Origin of the sequence: Pseudonocardia hispaniensis (genome assembly GCF_042658695.1) — a bacterium.
GTDB classification, from domain to species: domain Bacteria; phylum Actinomycetota; class Actinomycetes; order Mycobacteriales; family Pseudonocardiaceae; genus Pseudonocardia; species Pseudonocardia hispaniensis.
The window spans coordinates 84,246-99,868 of the sequence record NZ_JBHSQW010000001.1; the positions used below are offsets into that span (position 1 = coordinate 84,246).

The 15,623-nt window shown below is 69.1% G+C and carries 26 protein-coding genes; all 26 read left to right on the forward strand.

Annotated features, from left to right (window positions below; all coding sequences use genetic code 11):
• The first annotated feature begins 10 nt into the window (after positions 1 to 10).
• The 26 genes from rplB (at position 11) to rpsK (ending at position 15,610) form a co-directional block, all read left to right on the forward strand.
• Positions 11 to 844 carry a 50S ribosomal protein L2 gene (gene rplB / locus ACFQE5_RS00405; protein WP_379581448.1) on the forward strand — a complete coding sequence of 278 codons (834 nt, stop codon included), beginning with the start codon at positions 11 to 13 and terminating at the stop codon, positions 842 to 844.
• A gap of 15 nt (positions 845 to 859) precedes the next feature.
• Positions 860 to 1,141, forward strand: a complete 282-nt coding sequence (rpsS, locus tag ACFQE5_RS00410; protein ID WP_379581450.1) for a 30S ribosomal protein S19 — start codon at positions 860 to 862, stop codon at positions 1,139 to 1,141.
• A gap of 35 nt (positions 1,142 to 1,176) precedes the next feature.
• Positions 1,177 to 1,605, forward strand: a complete 429-nt coding sequence (gene rplV, locus ACFQE5_RS00415; protein WP_379581452.1) for a 50S ribosomal protein L22 — start codon at positions 1,177 to 1,179, stop codon at positions 1,603 to 1,605.
• On the forward strand, positions 1,605 to 2,426 hold the full coding sequence (gene rpsC, locus ACFQE5_RS00420; RefSeq protein WP_379581454.1) for a 30S ribosomal protein S3: 822 nt from the start codon (positions 1,605 to 1,607) through the stop codon (positions 2,424 to 2,426). Before rplV ends, rpsC begins: the two co-directional genes overlap by 1 nt.
• 3 nt (positions 2,427 to 2,429) lie before the next feature.
• Positions 2,430 to 2,849: a 50S ribosomal protein L16 gene (gene rplP, locus ACFQE5_RS00425; protein WP_379581456.1), complete on the forward strand. Its 420-nt coding sequence runs from the start codon at positions 2,430 to 2,432 to the stop codon at positions 2,847 to 2,849.
• On the forward strand, positions 2,849 to 3,097 hold the full coding sequence (gene rpmC, locus ACFQE5_RS00430) for a 50S ribosomal protein L29 (protein ID WP_379581458.1): 249 nt from the start codon (positions 2,849 to 2,851) through the stop codon (positions 3,095 to 3,097). The genes rplP and rpmC overlap by 1 nt, the downstream gene beginning before the upstream one ends.
• Positions 3,094 to 3,381: a 30S ribosomal protein S17 gene (gene rpsQ / locus ACFQE5_RS00435; RefSeq protein WP_379581460.1), complete on the forward strand. Its 288-nt coding sequence runs from the start codon at positions 3,094 to 3,096 to the stop codon at positions 3,379 to 3,381. Before rpmC ends, rpsQ begins: the two co-directional genes overlap by 4 nt.
• Entirely contained in the window at positions 3,378 to 3,746 is a 369-nt protein-coding gene (gene rplN / locus ACFQE5_RS00440; RefSeq protein ID WP_028929174.1) for a 50S ribosomal protein L14, read from the forward strand. Before rpsQ ends, rplN begins: the two co-directional genes overlap by 4 nt.
• A 25-nt stretch (positions 3,747 to 3,771) precedes the next feature.
• Positions 3,772 to 4,086 carry a 50S ribosomal protein L24 gene (rplX, locus tag ACFQE5_RS00445; RefSeq protein ID WP_379581462.1) on the forward strand — a complete coding sequence of 105 codons (315 nt, stop codon included), beginning with the start codon at positions 3,772 to 3,774 and terminating at the stop codon, positions 4,084 to 4,086.
• A 1-nt stretch (position 4,087) separates the two neighbouring features.
• Positions 4,088 to 4,651, forward strand: coding sequence for a 50S ribosomal protein L5 (gene rplE, locus ACFQE5_RS00450; protein ID WP_379581464.1), 564 nt, complete (start codon positions 4,088 to 4,090; stop codon positions 4,649 to 4,651).
• 7 nt (positions 4,652 to 4,658) lie between these two features.
• On the forward strand, positions 4,659 to 4,844 hold the full coding sequence (locus tag ACFQE5_RS00455) for a type Z 30S ribosomal protein S14 (RefSeq protein WP_379581466.1): 186 nt from the start codon (positions 4,659 to 4,661) through the stop codon (positions 4,842 to 4,844).
• A 112-nt stretch (positions 4,845 to 4,956) separates the two neighbouring features.
• Positions 4,957 to 5,355, forward strand: coding sequence for a 30S ribosomal protein S8 (rpsH, locus tag ACFQE5_RS00460; RefSeq protein WP_379581468.1), 399 nt, complete (start codon positions 4,957 to 4,959; stop codon positions 5,353 to 5,355).
• 16 nt (positions 5,356 to 5,371) lie between these two features.
• Positions 5,372 to 5,911, forward strand: a complete 540-nt coding sequence (rplF, locus tag ACFQE5_RS00465; protein ID WP_379581470.1) for a 50S ribosomal protein L6 — start codon at positions 5,372 to 5,374, stop codon at positions 5,909 to 5,911.
• The gene (gene rplR / locus ACFQE5_RS00470; RefSeq protein ID WP_379581472.1) at positions 5,911 to 6,330 is read left to right on the forward strand and encodes a 50S ribosomal protein L18; all 420 of its coding nucleotides are present in this window, start codon (positions 5,911 to 5,913) and stop codon (positions 6,328 to 6,330) included. The genes rplF and rplR overlap by 1 nt, the downstream gene beginning before the upstream one ends.
• A 67-nt stretch (positions 6,331 to 6,397) precedes the next feature.
• On the forward strand, positions 6,398 to 7,030 hold the full coding sequence (rpsE, locus tag ACFQE5_RS00475) for a 30S ribosomal protein S5 (RefSeq protein ID WP_379581474.1): 633 nt from the start codon (positions 6,398 to 6,400) through the stop codon (positions 7,028 to 7,030).
• Between the two features lie 5 nt (positions 7,031 to 7,035).
• Positions 7,036 to 7,236, forward strand: a complete 201-nt coding sequence (gene rpmD, locus ACFQE5_RS00480; protein WP_379581798.1) for a 50S ribosomal protein L30 — start codon at positions 7,036 to 7,038, stop codon at positions 7,234 to 7,236.
• Positions 7,233 to 7,682 carry a 50S ribosomal protein L15 gene (gene rplO, locus ACFQE5_RS00485; protein WP_379581476.1) on the forward strand — a complete coding sequence of 150 codons (450 nt, stop codon included), beginning with the start codon at positions 7,233 to 7,235 and terminating at the stop codon, positions 7,680 to 7,682. Before rpmD ends, rplO begins: the two co-directional genes overlap by 4 nt.
• A 238-nt stretch (positions 7,683 to 7,920) precedes the next feature.
• Positions 7,921 to 9,228 (forward strand): preprotein translocase subunit SecY, encoded by a 1,308-nt coding sequence (gene secY, locus ACFQE5_RS00490; protein ID WP_379581479.1) that lies wholly within the window; start codon positions 7,921 to 7,923, stop codon positions 9,226 to 9,228.
• Positions 9,229 to 9,361: 133 nt separating this feature from the next.
• Positions 9,362 to 9,913 (forward strand): adenylate kinase, encoded by a 552-nt coding sequence (locus tag ACFQE5_RS00495; RefSeq protein ID WP_379581482.1) that lies wholly within the window; start codon positions 9,362 to 9,364, stop codon positions 9,911 to 9,913.
• A gap of 105 nt (positions 9,914 to 10,018) precedes the next feature.
• On the forward strand, positions 10,019 to 10,867 hold the full coding sequence (gene map / locus ACFQE5_RS00500) for a type I methionyl aminopeptidase (protein ID WP_379581483.1): 849 nt from the start codon (positions 10,019 to 10,021) through the stop codon (positions 10,865 to 10,867).
• Positions 10,868 to 11,080: 213 nt separating this feature from the next.
• A complete protein-coding gene (locus tag ACFQE5_RS00505) occupies positions 11,081 to 12,625 on the forward strand; it encodes a Re/Si-specific NAD(P)(+) transhydrogenase subunit alpha (RefSeq protein ID WP_379581484.1) in 1,545 nt (514 codons plus the stop codon).
• Positions 12,626 to 12,630: 5 nt separating this feature from the next.
• Positions 12,631 to 14,034, forward strand: a complete 1,404-nt coding sequence (gene pntB / locus ACFQE5_RS00510) for a Re/Si-specific NAD(P)(+) transhydrogenase subunit beta (RefSeq protein ID WP_379581485.1) — start codon at positions 12,631 to 12,633, stop codon at positions 14,032 to 14,034.
• A gap of 195 nt (positions 14,035 to 14,229) precedes the next feature.
• On the forward strand, positions 14,230 to 14,451 hold the full coding sequence (gene infA, locus ACFQE5_RS00515) for a translation initiation factor IF-1 (RefSeq protein ID WP_028929190.1): 222 nt from the start codon (positions 14,230 to 14,232) through the stop codon (positions 14,449 to 14,451).
• A 51-nt stretch (positions 14,452 to 14,502) separates the two neighbouring features.
• The gene (gene rpmJ, locus ACFQE5_RS00520; protein ID WP_010148647.1) at positions 14,503 to 14,616 is read left to right on the forward strand and encodes a 50S ribosomal protein L36; all 114 of its coding nucleotides are present in this window, start codon (positions 14,503 to 14,505) and stop codon (positions 14,614 to 14,616) included.
• Between the two features lie 206 nt (positions 14,617 to 14,822).
• Positions 14,823 to 15,203 (forward strand): 30S ribosomal protein S13, encoded by a 381-nt coding sequence (rpsM, locus tag ACFQE5_RS00525; protein ID WP_379581487.1) that lies wholly within the window; start codon positions 14,823 to 14,825, stop codon positions 15,201 to 15,203.
• Positions 15,203 to 15,610, forward strand: a complete 408-nt coding sequence (gene rpsK, locus ACFQE5_RS00530; RefSeq protein WP_379581489.1) for a 30S ribosomal protein S11 — start codon at positions 15,203 to 15,205, stop codon at positions 15,608 to 15,610. The genes rpsM and rpsK overlap by 1 nt, the downstream gene beginning before the upstream one ends.
• Positions 15,611 to 15,623 lie beyond the last annotated feature (13 nt).

A 15,623-nucleotide genomic window follows, 5' to 3' on the forward strand; every position in this document is an offset into this window, starting at 1 on the left:
CGAGTAGAGCATGGGCATTCGCAAGTACAAGCCGACCACCCCGGGCCGGCGCGGCTCATCCGTCTCCGACTTCGCCGAGATCACCCGCTCGACCCCGGAGAAGTCGCTGGTCCGTCCGCTGCACAGCAAGGGCGGCCGGAACGTGCACGGCCGGGTGACCACCCGCCACCAGGGCGGCGGCCACAAGCGTGCGTACCGCGTCATCGACTTCCGGCGCCACGACAAGGACGGGGTCCCGGCCAAGGTGGCGCACATCGAGTACGACCCGAACCGCACCTCGCGGATCGCGCTGCTGCACTACGCCGACGGGGAGAAGCGCTACATCATCGCGCCGTCCCGGCTCAAGCAGGGCGACGTGGTGGAGAGCGGCCCGAAGGCCGACATCAAGGTCGGGAACAACCTGCCGCTGCGCAACATCCCGACCGGCACCGTGGTGCACGCGATCGAGCTTCGCCCCGGCGGCGGCGCGAAGATCGCGCGCGCGGCGGGTTCCGGGGTGCAGCTGGTCGCCAAGGACGGGCCGTACGCGCAGCTGCGCATGCCGTCGGGTGAGATCCGCAACGTCGACGTGCGCTGCCGCGCGACCGTCGGCGAGGTCGGCAACAGCGACCACGCGAACATCAACTGGGGCAAGGCGGGCCGGATGCGCTGGAAGGGCAAGCGCCCGGTGGTCCGCGGGGTCGCCATGAACCCGGTGGACCACCCGCACGGTGGTGGTGAGGGTAAGACCTCCGGTGGCCGCCATCCGGTGAACCCGGCCGGTAAGCCGGAGGGCCGTACGCGCCGTCGCAAGGCGTCCGACGCGTTGATCGTCCGCCGGCGTCGTACCGGCAAGAAGCGCTGAGCAGGGAGGTAAGAGATGCCGCGCAGCCTGAAGAAGGGCCCCTTCGTGGACGACCACCTGCTCAAGAAGGTGGACGCCCTCAACGAGTCGGGCAAGAAGACCGTCATCCGGACCTGGTCCCGGCGGTCCACCATCATCCCGGACATGATCGGTCACACGATTGCGGTGCACGACGGCCGCAAGCACGTGCCGGTGTTCATCTCCGATGCGATGGTCGGCCACAAGCTGGGGGAGTTCGCTCCCACCCGGACCTTCCGGGGCCACGTCAAGGACGACCGCAAGGCGCGCAGGCGCTGAGGCGGCCGAGTAGCGACAGGAGAAGGTGGAAGTAGATGGCTGAGAGCCAGAACGCCGCCGGCGCCGCGCTCGAGCTGCCTCGCGCGTTCGCCAGGGCACGGTTCGTCCACATGTCCCCGACCAAGGTGCGGCGGGTGGTCGAGCTGATCAGGGGCCGAACGGTCCAGGAGGCGCTGAGCGTGCTGCGGTTCAGCCCGCAGGCGGCGGCCGAGCCGGTGGCGAAGGTCGTGGCCAGCGCCGCGGCCAACGCCCAGAACAACTTCGACATGGATCCCGACACCCTCGTGGTGGCCACGGCGTATGTCGATGAGGGCCCGACGCTCAAGCGCATCCGGCCGCGCGCGCAGGGCCGCGCGTACCGGATCCGCAAGCGGACGAGCCACATCACCATCGAGGTCGAGTCGCGGCCTGCGGCCTCATCCGGCCGCCGCGGCGCTCGGGGTGCGAAGGGGAGGGCCCGCTGATGGGGCAGAAGATCAACCCGCACGGGTTCCGGCTCGGCATCACCACGGACTGGAAGTCCCGCTGGTACGCCGACAAGCAGTACGCCGAGTACGTCAAGGAGGACGTCGCGATCCGCCGCATGCTCTCCAAGGGCATGGAGCGGGCCGGCATCTCCAAGGTCGAGATCGAGCGGACTCGCGACCGCGTGCGCGTGGACATCCACACCGCGCGTCCGGGGATCGTGATCGGCCGCCGTGGCGCCGAGGCCGACCGCATCCGCGGTCAGCTCGAGAAGCTGACCGGCAAGCAGGTCCAGCTGAACATCCTCGAGGTGAAGAACGCCGAGTCGGACGCGCAGCTCGTCGCCCAGGGCGTCGCGGAGCAGCTGTCCAACCGGGTGGCCTTCCGCCGCGCGATGCGCAAGGCGATCCAGTCGGCGATGCGTTCGCCGCAGGTCAAGGGCATCCGGGTGCAGTGCTCGGGCCGCCTCGGCGGCGCCGAGATGTCGCGCTCGGAGTTCTACCGCGAGGGGCGCGTGCCGCTGCACACGCTGCGCGCGGACATCGACTACGGCCTGTTCGAGGCCCGTACCACCTTCGGCCGGATCGGCGTGAAGGTGTGGATCTACAAGGGTGATGTGGTCGGCGGCCGCCGCGAGGGCGTGCCCGCTGCGGCCGAGCCCAGCCGTGGTGGGCGTCGTGAGCGTCCGCCGCGCCGCCGTTCCGGTGCCTCCGGCACGACGGCCACGAGCACCGATGCCGGCCGGGCGGCAGCCGGTCAGGGTGGCGGCGGGGTCGCCACCGAGACCGGGCCGGCCGACAGCCCGCAAGGGGAGGCCTGAGCCATGCTGATCCCGCGCAAGGTCAAGCACCGTAAGCAGCACCGTCCGCACCGGACGGGGATCGCGTCCGGCGGTACCCGGGTCACCTTCGGTGACTTCGGGATCCAGGCGCTCGAGCCGGCGTACGTGACCAACCGGCAGATCGAGTCGGCGCGTATCGCGATCAACCGGCACATCCGCCGCGGTGGCAAGGTGTGGATCAACGTCTTCCCGGACCGGCCGTTGACCAAGAAGCCTGCGGAGACCCGGATGGGTTCCGGTAAGGGTTCTCCGGAGAAGTGGGTGACCAACGTGAAGCCCGGCCGGGTGCTCTTCGAGATGAGCTACCCGAACGAGCAGACCGCTCGCGAGGCGCTGCGTCGCGCCATCCACAAGCTGCCGATGAAGTGCCGGATCGTGACCCGGGAGGGTGGTGACATCTGATGGCACGCACGGGGACGGGGACCTCCGCCGCCGAGCTGCGGGAACTCTCCGACGAGGAGCTCGCGCTGCGCGTGCGGGAGGCCAAGGAGGAGCTGTTCAACCTCCGCTTCCAGATGGCGACCGGGCAGCTGGACAACAACCGGCGGCTGCGGACCGTCCGGCACGACATCGCGCGGATCTACACCGTGATGCGCGAGCGCGAGCTGGGTCTGTCCTCGGCGCCGACCGATGACGAGGGCGCGGCATGAGTGAACAGACGACCCAGCAGGGTGGAACGGTGACGCGCGGGGAGCGGAAGGTCCGCGAGGGGCTCGTCGTGTCCGACAAGATGGACAAGACGATCGTCGTCTCCCTCGAGGACCGGGTGAAGCACCCGCTGTACGGCAAGGTCATCCGGCGGACGAGCAAGGTCAAGGCGCACGACGAGAACAACTCGGCGGGTATCGGCGACCGCGTCCGGCTGATGGAGACCCGGCCGCTGTCGGCCACCAAGCGCTGGCGGCTGGTGGAGATCCTGGAGAAGGCGAAGTGATCCAGCAGGAGTCACGGCTGCGCGTCGCCGACAACACCGGGGCCAAGGAGATCCTGTGCATCCGGGTGCTGGGTGGTTCGGCGCGGCGCTATGCGGGGATCGGCGACACCATCGTCGCGACGGTGAAGGACGCCATCCCGGGGGCCGGGGTGAAGCGCGGTGACGTGGTCAAGGCCGTCATCGTGCGCACCGTCAAGGAGAAGCGTCGTCCGGACGGCAGCTACATCCGGTTCGACGAGAACGCGGCCGTGCTGATCAAGCCGGACGGCGAGCCGCGGGGGACCCGCATCTTCGGACCCGTCGGTCGCGAACTGCGCGACAAGCGGTTCATGAAGATCATCTCCCTCGCCCCGGAGGTGCTCTAGTGAGCGAGCGCAGCGAGGTGATCGCATGAAGGTGAAGAAGGGCGACACCGTACTGGTGATCGCGGGCAAGGACCGCGGCGCGAAGGGCAAGGTCATCCAGGCCTACCCGCAGCGGGACCGGGTGCTCGTCGAGGGCGTGAACCGGATCAAGAAGCACACCCGGGTCAGCCAGAACCAGCGCGGTGCGCAGTCCGGCGGCATCGTCACCCAGGAGGCGCCCATCCACGTCTCGAACGTGATGGTGATCGACTCCGACGGCAAGCCGACGCGGGTGGGCAAGAAGGTCACCGAGGACGGCAAGCGCGTGCGGATCTCCCGCCGGACCGGGAAGGAGATCTGACGTGACCACCGTCGAGAAGACCACCCCGAGGCTCAAGCAGCGCTACCGCGACGAGATCGCGGCCGGGATGCGCGAGGAGTTCGCCTACCCGAACGTCATGCAGATCCCGGGCGTCGTGAAGGTCGTCGTGAACATGGGCGTCGGCGAGGCCGCCCGGGACTCGAAGCTGATCGACGGCGCGGTCCGCGACCTCGCGACCATCACCGGTCAGCGTCCGCAGATCCGGCGGGCGACCAGGTCGATCGCGCAGTTCAAGCTGCGCGAGGGCATGCCGATCGGGGCCAAGGTGACCCTGCGCGGTGACCGGATGTGGGAGTTCCTGGACCGGCTGCTGACGATCGCGCTGCCGCGTATCCGGGACTTCCGGGGGCTCTCGCCGAACCAGTTCGACGGCCGGGGCAACTACACGTTCGGTCTCAACGAGCAGTCGATGTTCCACGAGATCAACCCCGACACGATCGACCGGCCGCGGGGGATGGACATCACCGTCGTGACCACCGCGACCACGGACGAGGAGGGCCGGTCGCTGCTGCGCAGGCTGGGCTTCCCCTTCAAGGAGAGCTGAGCAGGCGATGGCCAAGAAGGCGCTGATCATCAAGGCGGCCAAGAAGCCGAAGTTCGCCGTCCGCGGCTACACCCGCTGCCAGAAGTGCGGGCGGCCGCGTGCGGTGCTGCGCAAGTTCGGGCTGTGTCGCGTCTGCGTGCGCCAGATGGCGCACGCGGGCGAACTGCCCGGTGTGAGCAAGAGCAGCTGGTAATGCACCTCGGGTCCGTGAGTGCGCGGTGGCGTCGTGTCCACCGGCACTCGCGGGCACGGAGTCCAATCGCCACAGGCCCCGCGGGGAACCAGGGCGGGAAAGTGACGTCACCATGACGATGACCGATCCGATCGCAGACATGTTGACCCGTCTGCGGAACGCGAACTCGGCGTACCACGACCGTGTCGTGATGCCTCACTCCAAGCTGAAGGTGGCGATCGCCGAGATCCTTCAGCGGGAGGGCTACATCGCCTCGCACCGCACCGAGGACGCCGAGGTCGGCAAGTCCCTGGTGATCGAGCTGAAGTACGGGCGCAACCGGGAGCGCAGCATCGCCGGCGTGCGTCGGGTCTCCAAGCCGGGGCTGCGGGTCTACGCGAAGTCCAACAACCTGCCGCGGGTGCTCGGCGGCCTCGGCGTCGCGATCATCTCGACGTCGAAGGGGCTGCTGACCGACAAGCAGGCCAACCGCGACGGCGTGGGCGGGGAAGTCCTCGCCTACATCTGGTGAGAGGGGAGGAGTAGCGATGTCTCGCATCGGGAAACTGCCGATCACCGTTCCGTCCGGCGTCGACGTGACCATCGAGGGCCGCACGATCACCGTCAAGGGCCCCAAGGGCACCCTGTCGCACACCGTGGTCGAGCCGATCACGGTGGAGCGCGGCGAGGACGGCGCGGTGCTGGTGAAGCGCCCGGACGACGAGCGCAAGACCAAGGCCTACCACGGCCTGTCCCGCTCGCTCGTGAACAACCTCGTCATCGGCGTGACGGCCGGTTACGAGAAGAAGATGGAGATTCACGGCGTGGGCTACCGCGTCGCGCTGAAGGGCTCCAGCCTCGAGTTCGCGCTGGGCTACAGCCACCCGGTCCTCGTCGAGGCCCCGGAGGGCATCACCTTCGCGGTGGAGTCACCCACCCGGTTCTCCGTCTCGGGAATCGACAAGCAGGTGGTCGGTGAGACCGCCGCGAACATCCGGAAGCTGCGCAAGCCCGACCCGTACAAGGGCAAGGGCGTGCGGTACGCCGGTGAAGTGGTCCGCCGCAAGGTCGGGAAGACGGGTAAGTGATGGCCGACACGAGTTCCGCAGCCACGATCTCGTCGGCTGCCAACAAGCGGTCCGGGTCGACGGTGTCGAGCAAGCGCAGGCTCGCCAGGACGCGCAGGCACGCCCGGCTCCGCAAGAAGATCCAGGGCACCCCGCAGCGTCCGCGGCTCGCCGTTCACCGCAGCTCGCGGCACATGTTCGTGCAGATCATCGACGACCTTGCGGGCCGTACGCTCGCCTCGGCCTCGTCGATGGAGGCCGACGTCCGGGCTCTGGAGGGCGACAAGAAGGCCAAGGCGGCCAAGGTGGGTGCGCTGCTCGCCGCGCGGGCTCGCGAGGCCGGTGTGACCGCCGTCGTCTTCGACCGGGGCGGTTACAACTACCACGGCCGGATCGCGGCGTTGGCGGACGCGGCGCGCGAGAACGGGCTGGAGTTCTAGTGCAGGCGAGGATTCGTGCGGCTGGCTCGAAGGGCCGAACCATCAAGACAACGGAAGGGAACGCCTGATGCCGGGACGTGCACGGCGTGACGGCGGAGGACCCGGTGGCGGCGGCGAGAGCCGGGACCGCCGGGACCGCCGGGACGGAGGCCGTGGCGGGGCGGCCCAGGACAAGACCCCGTACATCGAGCGGCTGGTCACGATCAACCGCGTGGCCAAGGTCGTCAAGGGTGGTCGGCGCTTCAGCTTCACCGCTCTGATGATCGTGGGCGACGGCGACGGCCTCGTCGGCGTCGGCTATGGCAAGGCCAAGGAGGTGCCCGCGGCGATCGCCAAGGGTGTCGAGGAGGCGAAGAAGAACTTCTTCCGCGTCCCGCGGATCGGCGGCACGATCGTGCACCGGGTCCAGGGCGAGGCGGCCGCCGGCGTGGTGCTGCTGCGTCCGGCCAGCCCGGGTACCGGTGTCATCGCGGGTGGTCCGGTCCGGGCGGTGCTGGAATGCGCCGGCATCCACGATGTGCTCTCGAAGTCGCTGGGCAGCGACAACGCGATCAACATCGTGCACGCCACGGTGGCCGCGCTCAAGCAGCTGCAGCGTCCTGAGGAGGTCGCGGCCCGCCGCAACCTGCCGCTGGAGGACGTCATGCCCGCCTACATGATGCGTGCCCGGGCCGCCGCGGCCCAGGGTTCGAGGGCGTGAGCACCATGGCGCAGACGGCTCAGAAGCTGAAGATCACCCAGGTGCGAAGCGTCATCGGCAGCAAGCAGAACCAGCGGGCGACCCTGCGGTCCCTCGGGCTTCGCAAGATCCGCCAGAGCGTGGAGCGCGAGGACACCCCGCAGATCCGCGGGATGATCAATATGGTGCGGCACCTCGTGACGGTGGAGGAGGTCGGAGCCCGATGAGCGAGCCCATCAAGATCCACCACCTGCGTCCGGCGCCCGGGGCCAAGACCGCGAAAACGCGGGTCGGCCGGGGTGAGGGGAGCAAGGGTAAGACGGCGGGACGCGGAACGAAGGGCACCAAGGCCCGGAAGAACGTCTCCGTCGCCTTCGAGGGCGGGCAGATGCCGCTGCACATGCGGCTGCCCAAGCTCAAGGGCTTCAAGAACCGGTTCCGGGTGGAGTACCAGGTCGTGAACGTGGGCGATCTCGCGGAGCTGTTCCCGCAGGGCGGCACGGTCGGCCCGGACGAGCTGGCCGCAGCCGGCGCCGTCCGCGCCAACCGGCCGGTCAAGGTGCTGGGCAACGGTGACATCGACGGGATCGCGCTGACGGTGCGTGCGCACGCGTTCTCCGGCAGCGCTCGCGACAAGATCACCGCCGCCGGCGGCACCGCCACCGAGCTGTAGCCCCGAACCCGCCGCCCGTGCCCGCCCTCATGGACACCGTCCATGAGCCGGGGGTACGGGCGGCGGTGTCGTTGGCCGGGGCCGCTGTTAGAGTCGTTCGCGCGCCGCGACCGCAGGTCGGTCTCGGGTGCAGGGCGGAAGCAGGTGGCAGCGCTGAGCGAGCCGCCTCCCGTCCCCGTGGGCCGGAGGGATCCGGCCAGCGGCGGCAGTGCGCCGCTGACGTACAGGAGGGGCCCGAGTGCTCAGCGCTTTCCGGTCGGCACTTGCGACGCCCGACCTCCGGAAGAAGATCCTTTTTACCCTGGGCATCGTCGCGGTGTACCGCCTCGGCGCCAACATCCCCTCGCCGGGAGTCTCCTATCCCAACGTGCAGGAGTGCATCCGGCAGATCGAGGGGGAGAACTCCAGCGTCTACTCGCTGATCAACCTGTTCTCCGGCGGGGCGCTGTTGCAGCTGTCGATCCTCGCCCTGGGGATCATGCCGTACATCACGGCCAGCATCATCATCCAGCTGCTCACCGTCGTCATTCCGCGGTTCGAGCAGCTGAAGAAGGAAGGGCAGTCGGGTCAGAACAAGCTGACCCAGTACACCCGATATCTGACGATCGCGCTGGCGATTCTGCAGTCCACGAGCATCGTGGCGCTCGCCGACCGCGGCCAGCTGTTCGGCAACTGCTCCCTGCCGGTCATCCCCGACTCGAGCGTGTACAACCTCTCGATAATCGTCATCGTGATGACGGCCGGCACCGGTGTCGTGATGTGGCTGGGTGAACTGATCACCGAGCGGGGCGTCGGTAACGGCATGTCGTTGCTGATCTTCACCTCGATCGCGCACCGCATCCCGGCCGAGGGCAAGAACATCCTCGACAACTCCGGCGGCCTGGTGTTCGCGGGTGTCTGCGTCTTCGCACTGGCGATCTTTGCCAGCGTGGTGTTCGTCGAGCAGGGCCAGCGGCGGATCCCGGTGCAGTACGCCAAGCGCATGGTCGGCAGGCGCATGTACGGCGGCACGTCGACCTACCTCCCGTTGAAGGTCAACCAGGCCGGCGTCATCCCGGTCATCTTCGGCAGCTCCCTGCTCTACATGCCCCAGCTGTTGTCCCAGCTGGCCGGCAGCGAGGGCGGTGGGTTCCAGCAGTTCGTGCAGACCTACCTGGTCGACCAGTCCAACTGGCTGCACATCACGCTGTACATCGCGCTCATCGTCTTCTTCACCTACTTCTACGTCGGAATCACGTTCAACCCCGATGAACGGGCCGACGAGATGAAGAAGTTCGGCGGCTTCATCCCGGGCATCCGGCCGGGGCGCCCGACGGCCGAGTACCTGCATTTCGTGCTCTCCCGCATCACGCTGCCCGGATCGCTGTACCTCGGCATCGTCGCCGTGCTGCCGAACTTCTTCCTCGGCATCACCGGAAGCGGCCAGAACCAGAACTTCCCGTTCGGTGGCACCGCCGTGCTGATCATGGTCGGTGTGGGGCTGGACACAGTGAAACAGATCGAGAGCCAGCTCATGCAGCGCAACTACGAGGGGTTCCTGCGTTAAGGTGCGGTAACGGATTCCCGGCCATGCGGCGTTGCGGTGGTGCTGTGCGCCTATGCGGGGCTCGGACCCGCGCCCTGCCCCTCGGCAACGGCGACCCACAGGACAGAAGATCGACCAGGGAGGTTTGGTTCGCGTGCGACTCGTTCTGGTTGGCCCGCCGGGAGCGGGCAAGGGCACCCAGGCGGAGCGTCTGGCCGAGCGCCTGGACATCCCCCACATCTCGACCGGCGACCTGTTCCGCGCGAACCTTCGCGACGAGACGCCGTTGGGTCTCGAGGCGAAGCGTTACATGGACGCCGGCGAGCTCGTTCCCGACTCGGTGACCGTGGGGATGGTCCGCGATCGGCTGGCGCAGCCGGACGCCGCCAAGGGCTTCCTCCTCGACGGGTTCCCGCGCACCGTGCCCCAGGCCGAGTCCCTGGCGAGGCTGCTGGCGGAGAACGGCGATGAGCTCGACGCGGTCGTCGAGTTCGTCGTGCCGGAGGACGAGCTGGTGCAGCGACTGCTCGGTCGCGGCCGCTCCGACGACACCGAGGACGTCATCCGGCGCCGGCAGCAGGTCTACCGCGAGGAGACCTCGCCGTTGCTGGACTTCTACCGCGACCGGCTGCTGACGGTCGATGCGGTGGGAACGGTCGAGGAGATCACCAACCGGGTGTTCGAGGTGCTGCCGGACCGGCGCTGAGGCCGTCGGCGTCCTGGGCAGGGCGGGGCGCCGCGCAAATGTACGCTGCGGATGGCGGCGCCGATCACACCGGCGCCGGGACGACGGACAGACGGGAGCACGGCCGTGAACGGTGACCGAGTGGGTGTCCGCCGGGCACTCGCCCGGTTGCGCGGCCGCGACATCGAGATCAAGAGCCAGGGCGAGCTCGAGGTCATGCGGGCCGCCGGCGCGCTCGTGGCGAAGGCGCTGGCGGCGGTGACCGCGCTGGCGCGGCCCGGGGTCACCACCGCCGAGCTGGACGCGGTGGCCGAACAGACGATTCGCGACGCCGGCGGGGTCCCGTCCTTCCTCGGCTACCACGGCTACCCGGCGTCGATCTGCGCATCGGTGAACGACCAGATCGTGCACGGGATCCCAGCGGCGTCGACGGTGCTCGCCGACGGCGATATCGTCTCCGTCGACTGCGGAGCGGCCCTCGACGGCTGGCACGGTGACGCCGCGGTCACCATCCCGGTCGGAGCGGTCTCGGAGGCCGACCTCGCGCTGTCGGCGGCCTGCCGGGAGTCGCTGCGCGCGGGGATCCGTGCCGTGCGGGCCGGCGGTCGCCTCTCGGACATCTCACACGCCGTGCAGGTGGCCGTCGAGCAGGCCGCGAAGGCCAACGGCGCCGACTACGGCATCGTCGCGGAGTACGGCGGCCACGGCATCGGCTCGTCGATGCACATGGACCCGTTCCTGCCCAACTTCGGCAAACCGGGCCAGGGACCGCGCCTGCGCCCGGGCATGGCGCTGGCCATCGAACCGATGCTGACCGCGGGCGACCCGCAGACCCAGGAGCTGGCCGACGGCTGGACGGTCGTGACCGTGGACGGGAGCCGTGCCGTGCACTGGGAGCACACCGTCGCGGTGACCGAGGACGGACCCTGGCTGCTCACCGCCTCGGCCGACGCCTCGCTCGAGGCAACCGGCTAGAACGCTCACCAAGGAGGCCCTGACAACGTCCTCGCCGACACGTCGGTGGGCCGGCTTGGTGAGTCCGACGAGGCCGCTCGCGCGCCCGGGCACCCCTCGTCGGCCCGAGACCGGATTCCGCACCGGCCAGAGCTACTCGGTCAACGGCGGCCGACACATGTGACCGGCGCCCGGGCCATGACCCTTAGGGTGGGCCAGCGCACGACTCGAGGTATGGAGCTGACAGTGATCATCGGTGTGGTTCGGGAGTCCAAACCCGGTGAGACGCGCGTGGCGGCGACCCCGGCGACGGTGCGGCAGTTGCTGAAGCTGGGGTATGAGGTGGTGGTCGCCCCGGGAGCGGGGGACGGCGCGGACTTTCCGGACGCGGGGTTCGCCGACGCCGGCGCGACCCTGGGCGACCCCTGGAAGTGCGATGTCGTGTTCGCGATCAACACGCCGTCGGAGGACGAGCTCGAGCAGATGAAGCCCGGCTCGACGCTGATCGCGCTGCTGGCTCCGGCGTTGAACGCGGACATCGTGGATGTGCTGGCCCGCCGCCCGATCACGGCGCTGTCGATGGACGCGGTCCCGCGGATCTCCCGGGCGCAGTCCCTGGACGTGCTCAGCTCGATGGCCAACATCGCCGGCTACCGGGCCGTGATCGAGGCCGCGCACGAGTTCGGCCGGTTCTTCACCGGTCAGGTGACCGCCGCCGGCAAGGTGCCGCCGGCGAAGGTACTGGTGGTCGGTGCCGGGGTTGCCGGGCTGGCGGCGATCGGCGCGGCCGGGTCGCTGGGCGCGATCGTGCGGGCCACCGACCCGCGGCCGGAGGTGGCCGACCAGGTGCGCTCGCTCGGCGGGGAGTACCTGGCGGTCTCGGACGAGACCGAGGTCAGCACGACCGGCTACGCCAAGGAGATGGGCGAGGACTACAAGGCGCGCGAGACGAAGCTCTACAGCGAGCAGTGCCGCGACGTCGACATCATCATCACCACCGCGCTCATCCCGGGACGGCCGGCGCCGCGGCTGATCACCGCCGAGATGGTGGAGTCGATGAAGCCGGGTTCGGTGATCGTCGACATGGCCGCGTCCAACGGCGGCAATGTCGAGGGCTCGGTGGCCGGGGAGAAGGTCGTCACCGCGAACGGAGTCACGATCATCGGCTACACCGATCTGGCGGGCCGGTTGCCGGCGCAGGCGAGTCAGCTGTACGGCACGAACCTGGTCAACCTGATGAAGGTGCTCACCCCGGGCAAGGACGGGCAGTTGGTGCTGGACTTCGATGATGTCGTGCAGCGCTCGATGACCGTGGTGCGCGACGGCGAACGGACCTGGCCACCGCCGCCGGTGTCGGTGTCGGCCGCTCCGGTGGCAGCGTCCGCCGTGAGCCCACCGGTCGAGGCGCCCGGCACACAGGTCACGCAACCCATGTCCCCGGCCCGCCGGTACGGCATCGTCGGCGCCGCCGGGCTCGCCCTGTTCGCGATCATCGCGCTGTCGCCCCCCGCGTTGATCGGGCACCTGGTCGTGTTCGCGCTGGCCATCGTGATCGGCTTCTACGTGATCGGGAACGTGCACCATGCGTTGCACACCCCGCTGATGTCGGTGACCAACGCGATCTCCGGAATCATCGTCGTCGGCGCGTTGCTGCAGATCGGACGGCACAGCCTCGAGGTCACGATCGTGGCGGCCGCCGCGATCCTGTTGGCCACCATCAATGTCTTCGGCGGTTTCGCCGTGACCCGCCGCATGCTCGGCATGTTCCGTCGGAGCTGATCGAAATGACTGTCGACACCGCGGCCACCGCCGCCTACATCGTCGCCGCACTGCTGTTCATCCTTGCCCTTGCCGGGCTGTCCCGACACGAGACGGCGCGGGCCGGCAACGCGTTCGGTATCGCCGGGATGGCGATCGCGCTGGTCGCCACCCTGGCCCTCGCGCTGGCCCGCGGGATCGATCCGGTCGGGATCGGGTTGCTGATCGGGACGGTGCTGATCGCCGCGGTGATCGGCCTGATCCGGGCCGCCCGGGTGCCGATGACCGGCATACCCGAGTTGATCGCGCTGTTCCACAGCTTCGTCGGCCTCGCGGCGGTTCTGGTCGGCTGGAACGGCTATCTGGAGGTCGAGGCCCGCGGCGGCGCGGGCTTTCCCGCGGAGTTGCTCGGCATCCACCACGCCGAGGTGATGATCGGCGTGTTCATCGGGGCGGTCACCTTCACCGGTTCGATCGTCGCGTGGGGCAAGCTGGCCGCACGGTTCTCCTCGCGCCCGTTGATGCTGCCCGGCAAGAACGCACTGAACCTCGGCGCGCTGGTGGTGTTCGTCGCGCTCACCGTCTGGTTCGTGATCGACCCGACGCTCACCGCGCTGGTGGCGGCCACCGTGATCGCGCTGGCGTTGGGCGTGCACCTCGTCGCCTCCATCGGCGGCGGCGACATGCCGGTCGTGGTGTCCATGCTCAACAGCTACTCCGGGTGGGCTGCCGCCGCCTCGGGCTTCCTGCTCGGCAACGACCTGCTGATCATCACCGGCGCCCTGGTCGGCTCCTCCGGTGCCTACCTGTCCTACATCATGTGCAAGGCGATGAACCGCTCGTTCATCTCCGTGATCGCCGGCGGATTCGGCATCGTGGCCTCGTCCGGCGCGGAGAAGGACTACGGCGAGCACCGTGAGTCCACCCCCGACCGGGTGGCCGAGCTGCTCGCCAACGCCTCCAGCGTCATCATCACCCCCGGCTACGGCATGGCCGTCGCCCAGGCCCAGTACCCGGTCGCCGAGCTCACCCGACGCCTGCGGGAGTCGGGTGTCACCGTCCGGTTCGGCATCCACCCGGTCGCCGGCCGTCTGCCCGGCCACATGAACGTCCTGCTCGCCGAGGCCAAGGTGCCCTACGACATCGTCCTGGAGATGGACGAGATCAACGACGATTTCGCCGACACCGACGTGGTCCTGGTGATCGGGGCCAACGACACCGTCAACCCGGCGGCCGCCGAGGACCCGGGCTCCCCGATCGCCGGCATGCCGGTCCTCAAGGTCTGGGAGGCCAACGACGTCATCGTCTTCAAACGGTCGATGGCTGCCGGTTACGCGGGCGTTCCCAACCCCCTCTTCTACCGCGAGAACAGCCAGATGCTGTTCGGTGATGCTCGGGACCGCGTCGAGGACATCGTCAAGGCCCTCTAGCGCCTACCCCAGGTGCAGCCGTGGGCGCAACACCCGTACACTGGAGCCTCGGCGCACCTCGTGTCGCCGGTTCCGGCCGTGCCCTCTCGCACTCCTTCGGTTCCGTCGCCCCGTCGTGCGTCGTGCGCCGGCCACCGCGTCACCGCGCCGGTGCGGCACGAGACAACCGACAATCTGTCATGGAACGCGGAGGACATGGCCAAGAAGGACGGGGCGATCGAGGTCGAGGGCCGGGTCGTCGAACCCCTGCCGAACGCGATGTTCCGCGTGGAGCTGGAGAACGGGCACCGGGTCCTCGCTCACATCAGCGGGAAGATGCGGCAGCACTACATCCGAATCCTCCCCGAGGACCGGGTGGTCGTGGAGCTCTCTCCCTACGACCTGACCCGCGGCCGCATCGTCTACCGCTACAAGTGACGTCCGCGGGGACGCAGCTTCTGCGAACCCCAGAAGAGAAAGATCGACGACGTGAAGGTCCAGCCGAGCGTCAAGAAGATCTGCGACAAGTGCAAGGTGATCCGCCGGCACGGCCGGGTCATGGTGATCTGCGAGAACCTGCGCCACAAGCAGCGTCAGGGCTGAGCGGCACCACCTGAGCACGTCGCGGTCCTCTCGACCGCCCCAGCACAGCAAGACAGGCAACACCGCGGAACTCCGCGCACCTGCCGCGCCATCCGGGCGCGGTCCACCCCCGGAACCAGGCCGGGGCCGGGTCCAGCCGAGCGAGTCGGACCCGGGACGGGCGCGGAGCAGACCTGGGACCAGAGTGAATCAGGAGAACCCGCCGCATGGCACGACTCGCCGGCGTCGACCTCCCCCGCGAGAAGCGGATGGAGATCGCGCTCACCTATATCTACGGGATCGGCCGGTCTCGCTCGAAGGAGATCCTCGAGGCCACCGGGATCAGCGCCGACCTGCGTACGCGCGACCTGAGCGACGAGGACCTCGCGAAGCTGCGCGAGTACATCGAGAACAACTACCGCGTCGAGGGCGACCTGCGCCGCGAGGTCCAGGCCGACATCCGGCGCAAGATCGAGATCGGCTGCTACCAGGGGATCCGGCACCGCCGGGGCCTTCCGGTGCGCGGCCAGCGCACCAAGACCAACGCCCGCGGCCGCAAGGGACCGAAGAAGACGGTCGCCGGCAAGAAGAAGGCAGGTAAGAAGTAATGCCGCCCCGCACGCGCACCGGCGCCGGCCCCAAGAAGGTCCGGCGCAAGGAGAAGAAGAACGTCGCGCACGGCCATGCGCACATCAAGAGCACCTTCAACAACACCATCGTGTCCATCACCGACCCGAACGGTGCGGTGATCGCCTGGGCCTCGGCCGGGCACGTCGGTTTCAAGGGCTCGCGCAAGTCCACCCCGTTCGCCGCGCAGATGGCGGCGGAGAACGCCGCCCGCAAGGCCGCCGAGCACGGGATGAAGAAGGTCGACGTGTTCGTGAAGGGCCCGGGATCGGGCCGCGAGACCGCGATCCGTTCGCTGCAGGCCGCGGGTCTCGAGGTCGGCACGATCTCCGACGTCACCCCCCAGCCGCACAACGGTTGCCGTCCGCCCAAGCGGCGCCGGGTCTAGGGAAGGGAGCACT

What these genes read in the sequence shown, in the direction of transcription:
- rplB (WP_379581448.1), top strand. Translation starts at nt 11, where the DNA reads ATGGGCATTCGCAAGTACAAGCCGACCACCCCGGGCCGGCGCGGCTCA.
- rpsC (WP_379581454.1), top strand. Translation starts at nt 1,605, where the DNA reads ATGGGGCAGAAGATCAACCCGCACGGGTTCCGGCTCGGCATCACCACG.
- rpsS (WP_379581450.1), top strand. Translation starts at nt 860, where the DNA reads ATGCCGCGCAGCCTGAAGAAGGGCCCCTTCGTGGACGACCACCTGCTC.
- ACFQE5_RS00505 (WP_379581484.1), top strand. Translation starts at nt 11,081, where the DNA reads ATGGAGCTGACAGTGATCATCGGTGTGGTTCGGGAGTCCAAACCCGGT.
- rpsE (WP_379581474.1), top strand. Translation starts at nt 6,398, where the DNA reads ATGCCGGGACGTGCACGGCGTGACGGCGGAGGACCCGGTGGCGGCGGC.
- rplR (WP_379581472.1), top strand. Translation starts at nt 5,911, where the DNA reads ATGGCCGACACGAGTTCCGCAGCCACGATCTCGTCGGCTGCCAACAAG.
- pntB (WP_379581485.1), top strand. Translation starts at nt 12,631, where the DNA reads ATGACTGTCGACACCGCGGCCACCGCCGCCTACATCGTCGCCGCACTG.
- rplX (WP_379581462.1), top strand. Translation starts at nt 3,772, where the DNA reads ATGAAGGTGAAGAAGGGCGACACCGTACTGGTGATCGCGGGCAAGGAC.
- rplF (WP_379581470.1), top strand. Translation starts at nt 5,372, where the DNA reads ATGTCTCGCATCGGGAAACTGCCGATCACCGTTCCGTCCGGCGTCGAC.
- rplP (WP_379581456.1), top strand. Translation starts at nt 2,430, where the DNA reads ATGCTGATCCCGCGCAAGGTCAAGCACCGTAAGCAGCACCGTCCGCAC.
- rpsH (WP_379581468.1), top strand. Translation starts at nt 4,957, where the DNA reads ATGACGATGACCGATCCGATCGCAGACATGTTGACCCGTCTGCGGAAC.
- rplV (WP_379581452.1), top strand. Translation starts at nt 1,177, where the DNA reads ATGGCTGAGAGCCAGAACGCCGCCGGCGCCGCGCTCGAGCTGCCTCGC.
- rpsQ (WP_379581460.1), top strand. Translation starts at nt 3,094, where the DNA reads ATGAGTGAACAGACGACCCAGCAGGGTGGAACGGTGACGCGCGGGGAG.
- rpmC (WP_379581458.1), top strand. Translation starts at nt 2,849, where the DNA reads ATGGCACGCACGGGGACGGGGACCTCCGCCGCCGAGCTGCGGGAACTC.
- ACFQE5_RS00455 (WP_379581466.1), top strand. Translation starts at nt 4,659, where the DNA reads ATGGCCAAGAAGGCGCTGATCATCAAGGCGGCCAAGAAGCCGAAGTTC.
- rpsK (WP_379581489.1), top strand. Translation starts at nt 15,203, where the DNA reads ATGCCGCCCCGCACGCGCACCGGCGCCGGCCCCAAGAAGGTCCGGCGC.
- rpsM (WP_379581487.1), top strand. Translation starts at nt 14,823, where the DNA reads ATGGCACGACTCGCCGGCGTCGACCTCCCCCGCGAGAAGCGGATGGAG.
- rplO (WP_379581476.1), top strand. Translation starts at nt 7,233, where the DNA reads ATGAGCGAGCCCATCAAGATCCACCACCTGCGTCCGGCGCCCGGGGCC.
- infA (WP_028929190.1), top strand. Translation starts at nt 14,230, where the DNA reads ATGGCCAAGAAGGACGGGGCGATCGAGGTCGAGGGCCGGGTCGTCGAA.
- rpmD (WP_379581798.1), top strand. Translation starts at nt 7,036, where the DNA reads ATGGCGCAGACGGCTCAGAAGCTGAAGATCACCCAGGTGCGAAGCGTC.